This window comes from Thalassospira lucentensis (genome assembly GCF_011806425.1).
GTDB classification, from domain to species: Bacteria; Pseudomonadota; Alphaproteobacteria; order Rhodospirillales; family Thalassospiraceae; genus Thalassospira; species Thalassospira lucentensis_B.
In genome coordinates, this window is the sequence record NZ_JAATOV010000001.1 from 728,747 (window position 1) to 740,628 (window position 11,882).

The 11,882-nt window shown below is 53.8% G+C and carries 11 protein-coding genes; 6 read left to right on the plus strand and 5 right to left on the minus strand.

All coding sequences use genetic code 11. The features are described 5' to 3' along the window. Positions 1-109 precede the first annotated feature (109 nt). Both HCZ99_RS03390 and HCZ99_RS03395 read right to left on the minus strand, forming a co-directional pair. Positions 110-1,426, minus strand: coding sequence for an ABC transporter substrate-binding protein (locus tag HCZ99_RS03390; protein WP_167445436.1), 1,317 nt, complete (start codon positions 1,424-1,426; stop codon positions 110-112). 39 nt (positions 1,427-1,465) lie between these two features. Beyond that, entirely contained in the window at positions 1,466-2,551 is a 1,086-nt protein-coding gene (locus HCZ99_RS03395) for an ABC transporter ATP-binding protein (protein WP_167445437.1), read from the minus strand. A gap of 326 nt (positions 2,552-2,877) precedes the next feature. On the opposite strand from HCZ99_RS03395, the gene HCZ99_RS03400 reads away from it, so the two are divergent. Further along, entirely contained in the window at positions 2,878-3,609 is a 732-nt protein-coding gene (locus tag HCZ99_RS03400) for a GntR family transcriptional regulator (RefSeq protein ID WP_167445438.1), read from the plus strand. 499 nt (positions 3,610-4,108) lie between these two features. Beyond that, on the plus strand, positions 4,109-5,686 hold the full coding sequence (locus tag HCZ99_RS03405) for an aldehyde dehydrogenase (NADP(+)) (protein ID WP_167445439.1): 1,578 nt from the start codon (positions 4,109-4,111) through the stop codon (positions 5,684-5,686). Between the two features lie 88 nt (positions 5,687-5,774). On the opposite strand, the gene HCZ99_RS03410 is transcribed toward HCZ99_RS03405, so the two are convergent. Beyond that, the gene (locus HCZ99_RS03410; RefSeq protein ID WP_167445440.1) at positions 5,775-6,239 is read right to left on the minus strand and encodes a PaaI family thioesterase; all 465 of its coding nucleotides are present in this window, start codon (positions 6,237-6,239) and stop codon (positions 5,775-5,777) included. 298 nt (positions 6,240-6,537) lie between these two features. On the opposite strand from HCZ99_RS03410, the gene HCZ99_RS03415 reads away from it, so the two are divergent. Both HCZ99_RS03415 and HCZ99_RS03420 read left to right on the plus strand, forming a co-directional pair. Further along, positions 6,538-6,714 (plus strand): hypothetical protein, encoded by a 177-nt coding sequence (locus HCZ99_RS03415; protein WP_167445441.1) that lies wholly within the window; start codon positions 6,538-6,540, stop codon positions 6,712-6,714. A 92-nt stretch (positions 6,715-6,806) separates the two neighbouring features. Beyond that, a complete protein-coding gene (locus HCZ99_RS03420; RefSeq protein WP_167445442.1) occupies positions 6,807-7,739 on the plus strand; it encodes a LysR family transcriptional regulator in 933 nt (310 codons plus the stop codon). 27 nt (positions 7,740-7,766) lie between these two features. On the opposite strand, the gene HCZ99_RS03425 is transcribed toward HCZ99_RS03420, so the two are convergent. Together HCZ99_RS03425 and HCZ99_RS03430 are read right to left on the minus strand one after the other, a co-directional pair. Next, on the minus strand, positions 7,767-8,567 hold the full coding sequence (locus tag HCZ99_RS03425) for a cobalamin biosynthesis protein CbiX (protein WP_167445443.1): 801 nt from the start codon (positions 8,565-8,567) through the stop codon (positions 7,767-7,769). 113 nt (positions 8,568-8,680) lie between these two features. Further along, on the minus strand, positions 8,681-9,592 hold the full coding sequence (locus HCZ99_RS03430; RefSeq protein WP_167445444.1) for a LysR family transcriptional regulator: 912 nt from the start codon (positions 9,590-9,592) through the stop codon (positions 8,681-8,683). Positions 9,593-9,731: 139 nt separating this feature from the next. Here HCZ99_RS03430 and HCZ99_RS03435 point away from each other — a divergent pair, with 139 nt between their 5' ends. Together HCZ99_RS03435 and HCZ99_RS03440 are read left to right on the plus strand one after the other, a co-directional pair. Further along, a complete protein-coding gene (locus HCZ99_RS03435; RefSeq protein ID WP_167445445.1) occupies positions 9,732-10,433 on the plus strand; it encodes a pirin family protein in 702 nt (233 codons plus the stop codon). Positions 10,434-10,640: 207 nt separating this feature from the next. Next, a complete protein-coding gene (locus HCZ99_RS03440; protein WP_167445446.1) occupies positions 10,641-11,870 on the plus strand; it encodes a response regulator in 1,230 nt (409 codons plus the stop codon). Positions 11,871-11,882 lie beyond the last annotated feature (12 nt).

Below are 11,882 nucleotides of genomic sequence, written 5' to 3' on the forward strand. Positions count from 1 at the left end.
TGCCTGCCAGTTTGACGCTAAAATGTGCGGATAAAGTCTGGCATTTGAAATTCATAAACCGAATGCCGGGCGCAGCCAAAACCGCGCCCGATCATGATGTTTCGCCCGCTTAGGCAGCGATGAATTCGTTCCATTTGCGGATCATGTGCTTGTTCTCGTCCATGACAGAGTTCCAGCAGGCGACCGAGCCCATGCGCTCTTCATAGGAACCGCCATCGCGGACTGCACCGGCTTTTTCCATAACCTTGCCTTCTGGGCTCAGGATATCGCCTTCGGCCGCTTCGCCTTCCATCCAGAAGCCCCACTCGTCTTCGGACATGAATTTCTTGGCGGTTTCAGGGGCCGCACTGTAGTAGCCCTGACGGTTCAGATATGCACCAACCCAGCCTGACAGATACCAATCGATATATTCGTATGCCGCTTCGAGTTCGAGGCCCGAAAGATGCTTGGCAAGACCAATGCCGCCACCCCATGCGCGGTAACCTTCTTTAAGCGGCTGGTACTTACATGCGATGCCTTTGGAACGCACGGCGGCCACTGCTGGCGACCACATGGACTGAATAACCACTTCGCCCGATGCCATCAGATTGACCGACTCATCGAAGCTTTTCCAAAACGCACGGAACTGACCTTCGTTTTTGGCATCGATCATGATCGCAATCGTCTTATCGATTTCGTCCTTGGTCATGTTACCTTTATCGCCATAGGTAACTTTACCCATCGCTTCGCAAACCATGGCGGCATCCATAATCCCGATCGACGGAATGTTTAGGATCGACGCCTTGCCTTTAAAGGCCGGGTCCAGCAAATCGGCCCAGCTATCAATCGGGCGATCAATCAGGTCCGGACGGATGCCAAGGGTATCGGCGTTATAAATCGTCGGGATCAGGGTCATCCACTGGGTCGGTTCTGACGCGAAATCAACGCTGTCTTTGCCTTCAACGAAACCAACCGTATGGGGGGCTGTACCCTGCGCGATTTCGGAATCCGGGGTCAGCTTGCCGTCAATGAACAGCTTTGAAATATACTTATAGTTTTTAAGCTTGGTGGTATCCATCGGCTGCATGGTGCCGGCTGGGAAAACCTTTTTACAAATCCAGTATTCGATATCGGCGATATCAAATGAATTTGGCTGGGTCACCGCACGCTGTGCCACCGCATCGGAATCAAGGGCGGTCATCTGCAAGGTAAAGCCAAGGTCTTCTTTGACCTTGTCACCAATGGCGTTGATGTTCGAAACACCCGTGCCGAACTGGCGCAGCGTCACATTTTTAATGTTCTGCGCCCAGATGGTCGGAAAACCGGTAATCGCACCCGAACCAATCGCAGCACCGGTTGCGACCGCCGCACCCTTAACGAAACCACGGCGGGATACAGCATTATCGGTTAGAAGATTCTTCGCTGATTTTTTGATGTCGATCGTCATGTGAAGCACTCCTGATAGTTTGTTTGGTTTGTTTTTCGTTTACGCCAGAACGTGTGCGTGTTCGGGCTTCCAATAGGCGATGAACTTGTCCTGTCGCCTTACAGGCGCCTGCCGAAATTCGCTTTCGGTCTTCATCAGGGTTATCTCCTTGCCGTCGCTTGTTGTCGCGACGATCCGGACCCACAGGCCGAGATACTCGACCGTGGTAATTTCAACCGGGATTTGCCCGTTTACGGTGTCTTCCGGGGCATTTTGATCCAGACCGATCAGGTCGGTGCGGATGGTAAATTCAATGTCTTCGCCCGCTTTGCCATCGGCAAAACCCGGCAGGAAAAAGCTATCGGGCCCCCGCGCAAGCAACGTCCCCGCCGGGCTTGATTGCGACACCTTGCCCTTAAAGATGTTTTGACCGCCCATGAAGTTGGCGATGAACCGGGATTTTGGCTGATTAAAGATTTCCTGCGGGCTGCCTTTTTGGCGAATGATCCCGTCTTCCATCACCACCACCATGTCCGAAAGGGCCAATGCCTCATCCTGGGCGTGGGTGACATGGACAAAGGTAATGCCAAGTTCCTGCTGCAGGCGGCGCAACTCATCACGCATCCGGGCGCGCAAAAACGGATCAAGCGCCGAAAGCGGCTCATCAAGCAAAAGAACCGACGGTTCGGTAATCAATGAACGTGCCAGTGCAATACGCTGTTGCTGCCCACCGGAAAGCTGATCGGGTTTTCGATCCGCAAAGGTTTCCATTTGAACACGCGCCAGCATTTCCTTGGCCCGTTCGGCGCGCTCGGACGCCGAAACGCCTTGCATCTTAAGGCCAAACGCAACGTTCTCGGCACAGGTCATGTGTGGGAAAAGCGCGTAATTCTGGAACATCATTGCCGTGCCACGTTTGACCGGTGGCAATTCGGTGACGTTGCGATCCCCGATCAAAAGATCGCCTTCGCTGATCACTTCATGACCGGCAATCATGCGCAATGTTGTTGATTTTCCACAGCCCGACGGACCAATCAAACAGCAATACGCCCCTGCCGGAATTTGCAGATCAATCGATTTGACTGCGTGTGTGCTGCCGTAAAACTTACTGACAGCAATCAATTCAATCGCTCCGTTGCCCTTCATCCGTCCACCCGTCGCTGCATGCAAAATTGTTAACAATATTATTCGGGATTGCAGGCAAGATACGTGCCACTTGGCTTTATTGGCTGTTTCATGCGGGATTCGATAGATTTAAGCCTCAAGACCTCGGAATTGCACCAGATACGTTGCCCGTTTTCGGACCATCATTTGGCTATTTTTTACGCACATTGGTTTATTTGTTCATTACTCAGGCAATTTTGCGGTGAGGCGGAAACAGTTTCCTTTGATTTTTTATTGTCCAAATCGTCAACAATTTTGTAGAAATATATTCGGAAGTATGAACTCAAACGGCGGAAAGAATCGTCACGATGGCCAAGGCCGAGCAAACAGGCCCCTATAAGGGCAGCGAAAAACTGCGCCCAGAGGAAATGATCTATCAGGAAATGCTCGACGCGATCCTTGATCGCCGGTTGGAACCGGGCATGAAACTGGTCGAAGAAGATCTGGCTAAGACGTTTGGCGTCAGCCGCGCGCGCATTCGCGCCACCTTCCTTCAGCTTGCACACGACAAACTGATCAACCTGATCCCCAATCGCGGTGCCTTCATTGCCGAACCGACCATCAACGAAGCCATCGAAGTCTTTTCGGCCCGGCGCATGATCGAAGACGGTGTGGCACGCAAAGTCGCAACCAGCATGACGCCCGAACGCGCCAAACAAATCAAAAGCCATCTGGCCCGCGAACACGCCGCCCATCATGACGGCGACCACAGAACCGCGATCATTCTATCGGGTGAATTCCACCTTCTTCTCGCACGGCTCACCGGCAACCTCGTGATCGAGGAATTCCTAGAACGGCTTATTCTGCGCACCTCGCTGATCATTGCGATGTATGAAAGCCCGCAACCGGTTGATTGCTCCCACAGCGAACATGACCAGTTGCTTGATGCCCTGCTCAGCGGGGATCCCGATGTGGCGGCGGCGGAAATGTCCCGTCACCTTGATGCCATCCGCGATCGTCTGCAGCTTCAGCGCCCCAAACCGGGGAAAACTGACTTTGCCAGCATCTTTGGCCGCACCCCGACCTCAGAAGCCAGCTAAGCCACCACAAAACCACCCCCACAGCTCATTCTTCTGATCATTGGCCGCGCCATGGCCCGCGCCGCCGCCAAATGAATTGGCATAGACATCTGTCCACGACCAAACCCCGCTGACGACGATAGGCGCAGCCATCCGCTAAGCTTGCGTCCCAAAGCGGCCAATCCAGTATGGGGCTGCCCCGTCAATCCCGACGCCGCCAAACACCCCATCGTGGTATTTAGGAACATCCCCCACCACCAGCCGTTGAATCACAAAGGTTCCTATTTGATGTTCGGCTCGTAACGATCCGCGGCAAAGAACGAACCATGCGGGTTTGGACCCGTCGCCGCATAATTATCATATTGTATGATGTTTACATCCCAGCGCCGAGAACCTAAGCTGCGCCCAGTTTAAAAACACTGCGCCCTTTGGACCGCCACGATGCATGGCATGTTTTGCGGTTCAGACGTGATTGCGCGGAATACATCAGGTTACAGGACTTAACCCACAGGAGACCGATATGCTTAGTGGACAGCATTATATTGCAGGCGAATGGCTTAACGGCCCGGACGTTTTTCAGGCCGACAATCCGTCAACCGGCAACAAACTGCCAACCAAATTCCAGCACGGCACCGAAGAACTGGTCGATCAGGCCGTTCAGGCCGCACAAAGCTGTGCCGAAGAATTCGCTGCGATGCTGCCGGCAAAACGCGCTGAATTTCTGCGCGCGATTGCTGATGAAATTGACGCACGCGGCGATGACATCACCGAAATCGGAACGCTTGAATCCGCCCTGCCTGCTGCACGCCTGACCGGCGAGCGCGGCCGTACGGTTGGCCAGCTGCGTTTCTTTGCCGATTGGATCGAAGAAGGTTCATGGTTCGAAGCCCGTATTGAAACCGCACAGCCAGATCGCGAACCGCTGCCAAAACCTGATCTGCGTGTGATGAACAAGGCGCTTGGTCCGGTTGGCGTGTTTGGCGCATCCAACTTCCCGCTGGCCTTTTCGACTGCTGGCGGTGACACCGCATCGGCATTGGCTGCGGGTTGCCCGGTTGTGTTCAAGGGCCACGCAGCCCATCCTGGAACCTCGGAACTTGTTGCCAAGGCCATCGAAGCAGCGATTGCCAAAACCGGCATGCCAAAAGGCGTCTTTAGCTTGATACATGGCGGCACACGCAAAGTCGGCCAGGCACTGGTTGCCCATCCGCTGATTAAGGCGGTTGGCTTTACCGGTTCGACCGGTGGCGGCCGTGCGCTGTTTGATATTGCGGTATCACGCCCGGAACCGATCCCGTTCTATGGCGAACTTGGCTCAAACAACCCGGTCTTCCTTCTGCCCAAAGCCATGGGCGAAAAAGCCCGCGAAATCGCCAAGGGCTGGGTCGGGTCGCTGACCATGGGTGTTGGCCAGTTCTGTACCAACCCGGGCCTTTTGATCGCGGTTAAAGGTTCGGATCTTGACGCCTTCGTCGATAAGGCCGCATCCGAACTGGGTCAGATTGATGGTGCCACCATGCTGACCGACCGCGTTTCAAGTGCCTATCATGATGTCACCGACACCATGAGCAAACATGGCAAAGTGACCTGTGAACTCAAACGCCGCGATTCTGATGGCAAGTTCGAAGGCAGCCCGGCGATCTTCCGCACCACGGCAGCTGATTGGAAAGCCAACCCGGAACTGGCCGAAGAAATGTTTGGCCCGGCTGGCATCATCGTCGAGTGTGACAGCGTTGATGAAATGATCGAGCTGTCATCGACCCTGATCGGTCAGTTGACCGCAACCGTTCATATGGTTGATGGCGATTCGGATGTTGCAGGCAAACTGCGCCCGGCATTGGAAAAATGTGCGGGTCGTATCTTGATCAATGGTTGGCCGACCGGTGTCGAAGTTTGCCATTCCATGGTTCACGGTGGCCCATACCCGGCAAGCACGGATTCACGCTCAACCTCGGTCGGGTCGCTTGCGATCAAACGCTTTATCCGTCCGGTGTCTTATCAGTCTTTCCCGGATGCGCTGCTTCCAGCCGCCATTCAGGATTCCAACCCGCTGAACATTCCGCGTTTGGTCAACGGTAAGTGGCAGATGCCAAGCTAAGCCAATAACGGCAAATCATCCGACATGTAAAAGGCGCGGCCATTTGGTCGCGCCTTTTTGTATGAGGATTACTTTAACCTAAGCATTATCAGGCATCACGCGGCACACCGTTTGGGTCATCACTGCCGCGTTGATACTTAAAGGTGCCGGTCGCAGTTCCGATCACATCACCGTCGGCGTTATAGGCTGTGGCCTGCGTAAAGACGACCTTGCGCCCACCACCTTGTTTCTTGCCAACCACCCGCACAGTGCCATCTTTGCCCATGCCCACGAAATTGGTGGTCAGGGTCAGTGTGACCGACCTTCGAACGTTTCCGGGCACCGCACAGTAACAAACGGCATACCCCGACACCGTATCCATTAATGTCGCCAACACCCCGCCGTGCAAAATCCCCGCGCGGTTTCGGTGATGATCCTGAATGTCGAGTTCCATAACAGCATGGTTTTCCGCCCATTCCACCAAACGATATCCAAGGTGGTCCTGCAAGCCACTGCCATGGGCCTGCTCGTAAGCAAGATTATCATCCATATCGTCGGTATTCAGTGCGGTCATGTGCGCGACCTTTGCCGTGAAAATTTATCGATCTATAGCAGATATTCATCCCATGGGTGAAACGCATCTGTGCTGTGTAAAACACCCTTAATAGGCTGCCATGATCGGCAACAAAACCCTGGATTACATCAAAGCGCGCGGCAGCCAGGACCGAAATGAGATAAACAAATCAAAACCTTATGCCTATCGTTCTCCAAACAAGAACGGGTGAGCGGTGAAACGAGAATAGTCGTGCTGACAGGTGTTTGGTATCCCTTAGATCACCGAAGAGACAGAGAAAGCCGTAAAGGAAAACATCATGTCCACGATTGCATACAAAGACAGCACCACCATCGAACGTGACGTCCGCGCTGGCTGGTTCACCAGTTTCGTAAATGCACTTCAGGTTGCCATCATCATGAAGGCATCCAGCGCAAAAAATCATGCCGAACTGACGGCAGACTGGAACAAAGCCTGGCACCAGGTCGAGGGCTAATTCGCCCTCACCCGGCCAGCCGGTTCTCGCACGTGATCGCAAGAACCGTTAAAGCGCTTGACGCTTTTGGTTGAACCACCGAAAACGGTTCTATGCAAAAGTTTGATATCGTGACCATCCGGTTGTTTGTCGCCATTGTGCGCGCCGGAAGCATTAATGAAGCAGCCCGACGCGAACATATCGCGACATCGGCCGTTAGCCGCCGCATCGGCGAGCTTGAAGCCATGTTGGGCGTCAAACTATTGCGCCGCCTGCCGCGCGGGGTCGAACCGACCGAAGAAGGCGCTATTTTTGCCCGCTACGGCGAAAAGCTTTTGGGCGACCTGAACCATCTTTCCAATGAATTGCGTGATTTCAACGTCGGCGAAAAAGGCAAAATCTATCTTGCCGCCGTGACGTCTGCCATTTTGACCGGCCTGCCGCGTTTTTTGGCCGATTTCGAACGCGATTTTCCCGATATTACTGTTGATGTACGTGAACTGACATCCCGCGAAAGTGGCGAGGCCATCCGCGAAGGACGCGCTGATTTGGCCATTCTTGCCGATAACAGCCCGCGCGGTGATTTAAAGCACGATGTGTTTTGTGATGATCCGATCTGGGTTGTGACCCCAAAGGGCCATCCGCTTATTCCCGATCCATCCAATCCAAAACCGGTTAAATTCGCCGAAGCCGCCAAATACGACATCATTTCGTTATTTGAAGGCGGGGTGATTGACGATCTGATCAGCGAAGCCGCGGCAAAAATCAAACTTGATATGCATCCACACATCAAAGTCGTTCGTTTCGGCTCGTTGCGTCAAATGATCGCGGCTGGACTGGGCATTGGATTTTTGCGAAAAAGCTCTGTCGCGGGATATGTCGGGCACATGAATATATCAGGTGCCCCAATTGCCGATGCGTGGGCCAAGCGGCAGTTGCTAATCGTCCATGAAGGCGACGAAAACCTGACCAGTGCCGCGCGAACCTTCCGCGATTACCTGTTGAAAAAATCCGCTGAGACCGAATTTAAACCGGTGTTGGGATAACAACTTCAACTGCCAGCAAACTCACGATCAGGCCGATCGCGCCATGCGTTCCGCCCACAGATCATGCCCCGTTGGGCCAAGCGGCACAGCAAACCTGCCAAACCGCGCCACGTGACGGTTGGCTTCTTCGACGACCAATGCCGGAAGGTCTTCCCACTGGCCGATGGGTTCCAGAACTTCGATTTCTTCGCCTGGGCGGGCTGAAATCAATTCGGGCAAATCATCGCGCGCATGCGTTCCACCGCCCGCCAGCATCGGAATAATCAGGGCGTTTTTCCGCGATCCTAAATCGCGCCAGTCGGCAAGTGACGGGTGGCCTTCTATATTACCCACCACAACTTCGGCCGCACCACACAATCGCGACAAATCATTGCCAAATCGCACGGTTTCCGGCAGTGCCTCGGTCAGGGTTTTCAGGCCATGGGGCACAAGAAACACAGATGTTTCCGCCGCACTCCATGCCCGCCGGTTCAGGGCATCATGGACATGATTGGCAACCATTTCGGTAAAGCCCGGCAAGTTGATCGCGGGCGGCAACACCACCGCATCATCAAGGCCCGCCGCCAAAAGCTTCTTTGGCAGCTCTTGAAAGACAAGGTAGCCTTCGCTGAAAAACAGCGGGAAAACGATCAAGCGATCACCGTCGCCATCGCGCTTTATCTGGACAAACTGATCGGACAAGGATGGTTGGCTGCGCATATAGCCGAACGCGACGCGACCATCCCAAAGCGGGGCGACCTTTGTCGCCAGCGCGCCTGCGGGATCACCGCCATTGCCGCTGTTACCGTGGGCAACCATCATCAATGTTGGCATTTCAAACTGCGTCATGCCGATCCAACCATGCTTAGTGTTTCAAAATTAACCTAAGACGCAGTACGCAGGATGCAACCGATTGGATTTCTGCAAACGTGTTTTTAAGTGATATCCCGATGACCCAAGAACTATTGCACCAGATCCCAACGCGGCTGCCCGCCAAAACGATCATGCATAAAATCAACCAGCAGCCGTATGCGCGATGATAACTGTCTGCTCGGCGGATAAAGCAACGACAAAAACAATTCCGGCGGGGCGTAGTCACACAAGACCGTAACCAATCGACCGGTTTGTAACTCGGCACCGGCGATAAAAGTCGGAAGCTCCGCAATGCCCAGCCCGGCCACGGCCGCATCGCGCAGGACTTCGGCATTGTTACAGCAAAACACGCCATTGACCTGTACCGCGACCGGCCCGTCTGGCCCGGTCAGTTTCCACGCCGCCCCGGATGGCAAATTTCCGTAATGCAGGCATGGCAATGTTGCGAGATCGCGAATATCAACCGGTTCACCGTGTTTGTGAATGAATTCTGGGGATGCGCACAGAACCCGCTTCATCGGGATGATTTCATGATCAATCAGGGCCAGCGTTTCAGTCGGGCGACTGATGCGCACGGTGATGTCAAACCCATCCGCGACCGGATCGATAAAATGATCATTAAGTGCCAGCTCCACCCGAATGTCGGGATAAAGACGGGCAAAATCGACCAAGGCGGGCCCAAGATGCAGGGTCCCAAACGACATCGGCGCATTGATGCGAATATCGCCGGTCGGTGTTTCACGGCTTTCGCGGATGGAATCTTCGGCCTCAGTCAAATCGGCCAAGATCGCCTTTGCGCGCTGATAATAGGCCTGCCCAGATGGCGTGACGGAAACCTGACGCGTGGTGCGGTTCAAAAGCTGCACGCCGAGATCATCTTCAAGCGCGACAACCGCGCGGTTTACCTGGGACCGTGATTGACCAATGGTCCGCGCCGCCGCGGCGAAGCTTCCGTCTTCAACCACGCGAATGAATGTCTGCAGGCTGGCCAGCTTATCCATAATATTCCTGTTCACGTACCATCACGATGCCGCCTATTGTCGCGTTTTATGCAACACTATGGGCATTATTACATAAATTGTCTCAATTTCTGAAAAGCGTATTCTGGCTTCAACATGAAAGCAGCCGACGGAGGCAGATATGCTGATGAAATTAGATGGCGAAACACGTGGTCGCGCGCAGTTTGGCTGGTTGGATTCCAACCACACCTTTTCGTTTGGGCACTATTACGACCCCAATCGTATGGGTTGGGGGCCGCTTCGGGTGATCAACGAAGACCGGGTTATTGCGGGTGCCGGGTTTGACACCCACGGCCATAAGGACATGGAGATCATTTCCTATGTGCTTGATGGTGCGCTGGAACACAAAGACAGCATCGGAACCGGTTCTGTAATCCAGCCGGGCCGTTTGCAACGCATGACTGCGGGAACCGGCATTCGTCATTCGGAATACAACCATTCGAAAACCGATCCGGTCCATTTCCTTCAAATCTGGATCATTCCAGAGGCCGCAGGGCTTGAGCCCGGCTACGAGGAAAAGGAAATCGCGCGTAGCGATACGGGATCAGGCTTGTCGTTGATTGGGTCGCGCAGCGGCCGCGATGGATCGATCACCATCCATCAGGATGTCGATCTGTATGTCGCACACCTAAATGACGGTGAAAATGCCAGCCACAAACTCGCCAAAGGCCGCATTGCCTGGGTACAGGTCGCACGTGGCAACCTGACTTTGAATGGCGAGGCCCTCAAGGCCGGTGATGGTGTTGCGATCAAGGACGAAGACGAACTTGTCTTTACCGATGCCAACAACGCCGAGGCCCTTGTTTTCGACATGGCCACATAAACGTCTTCTTGATACGAAAAATCTTGCGAAACGGGCATCCCAGGGGGTTGCCCGTTTTTCTTTGCGTCCTCAAATAACAATAGCGAAACAGCATCCGTATGCTGAAAATGACCGGCGAGAATAACCGCAGAATATGTTGTGTATGCGCGCCCCGAAAAGATGGCAAACTTCCCAAGCCATATTCAAAAAGGGCCATTGGAGACGCCCATGACTGATACCGCATCAATTGTCTTTGTTGATGACGACCAAAACGTCTTAAATGGGCTGCGGCGGCGTATTTTTGCGAAACGACCCAATTGGTCGATCCGATTCTTTGCCAGCGCGCAAGATGCCCTTGCCGATCTGGAAGAAAATCCAGCCGACGTTGTCATTTCCGATATGCGCATGCCGGTGATGGATGGTGCGGAATTCCTGCGCATCATTTCAAAACGGTATCCGCATACATCGCGCATTCTTCTATCGGGTTATGCGGATGAAGCTGCCATCGAAAACGGAACGGCGGCCACCCACCATTTTCTGGCCAAACCCTGCACCGATACGGACATCATTAATGCTGTTGAACGTGGGCTGATTTTACATGCCTATTTGCTTGATCAGCAGCTTCAGGAACTGCTTAGCCGCATGACGGATGATCAGGTTTGGCCGCCTGTTTTTCATCGCTTGCACCTGATTTTGCAATTCCGTGGCCCACATAGCCGTGCCGAGCTGACCGATTTTGCCCATGACCATCCGGCTTTAACCGCACTTGCCCGCGAACTGGCCTATCGCGAAGGTCTGATTGACCGCGATGCGCATCCGCCATTCTTTGATCTGGTCAAGGCCCTTGGATTTGAAAGCATCAAGGCACTTTGCATATTGTGGCTTGAGGTCGGCGAGCCCACCGCATTTGAACTGGGGCAACTTGATGTCAAATTGCATCGGCCCCTTGTTCTGGGGCAAATGGCGGCCAACATCGCAAATGATCAAAATTACCCACCAGAATTTGTCGATCATGTCCGCGCGGCGGCGCTGCTGTGCCATATCGGACAAAACATCCTATTGCGGGTACATCCCGACGGGTTTGCCGCAAGTCGCGAAACGGCAGACCGCGATATGTGCGACATTGTTTCGGCCGAGATTACTGAAATCGGGGTGGCGCATCCGGGCATTTCGGCCTGTCTGTGTGCGCTTTGGGGCTTTTCGCATGAAATTGTCGAAAACGTCGCGTTTCACCATCGCCCGGAATCGGCACCAACCCGCAATTCTGAAAGCCTTTTGATTGTCTATGCCGCACAGCATTTTGCCCGCAAAATCGGGCGTGATGGCGCCAAATGGGCGGTAAAGTACGATCTGGCAACTGGGTTTATCGAAAAATGCAACGCAGAAGCCAAATGGGAAGATTGGGAAAAAATGTGTGCGGCACGCCACATGCCCCAAGAAACACTTACGGCAAATTGATCACAGCATAAA

Excerpts from the sequence above, each read along its gene's own strand:
- HCZ99_RS03390 (WP_167445436.1), bottom strand. The coding sequence starts at position 1,426 with ATGACGATCGACATCAAAAAATCAGCGAAGAATCTTCTAACCGATAAT.
- HCZ99_RS03395 (WP_167445437.1), bottom strand. The coding sequence starts at position 2,551 with ATGAAGGGCAACGGAGCGATTGAATTGATTGCTGTCAGTAAGTTTTAC.
- HCZ99_RS03400 (WP_167445438.1), top strand. The coding sequence starts at position 2,878 with ATGGCCAAGGCCGAGCAAACAGGCCCCTATAAGGGCAGCGAAAAACTG.
- HCZ99_RS03405 (WP_167445439.1), top strand. The coding sequence starts at position 4,109 with ATGCTTAGTGGACAGCATTATATTGCAGGCGAATGGCTTAACGGCCCG.
- HCZ99_RS03410 (WP_167445440.1), bottom strand. The coding sequence starts at position 6,239 with ATGACCGCACTGAATACCGACGATATGGATGATAATCTTGCTTACGAG.
- HCZ99_RS03415 (WP_167445441.1), top strand. The coding sequence starts at position 6,538 with ATGTCCACGATTGCATACAAAGACAGCACCACCATCGAACGTGACGTC.
- HCZ99_RS03420 (WP_167445442.1), top strand. The coding sequence starts at position 6,807 with ATGCAAAAGTTTGATATCGTGACCATCCGGTTGTTTGTCGCCATTGTG.
- HCZ99_RS03425 (WP_167445443.1), bottom strand. The coding sequence starts at position 8,567 with ATGACGCAGTTTGAAATGCCAACATTGATGATGGTTGCCCACGGTAAC.
- HCZ99_RS03430 (WP_167445444.1), bottom strand. The coding sequence starts at position 9,592 with ATGGATAAGCTGGCCAGCCTGCAGACATTCATTCGCGTGGTTGAAGAC.
- HCZ99_RS03435 (WP_167445445.1), top strand. The coding sequence starts at position 9,732 with ATGCTGATGAAATTAGATGGCGAAACACGTGGTCGCGCGCAGTTTGGC.
- HCZ99_RS03440 (WP_167445446.1), top strand. The coding sequence starts at position 10,641 with ATGACTGATACCGCATCAATTGTCTTTGTTGATGACGACCAAAACGTC.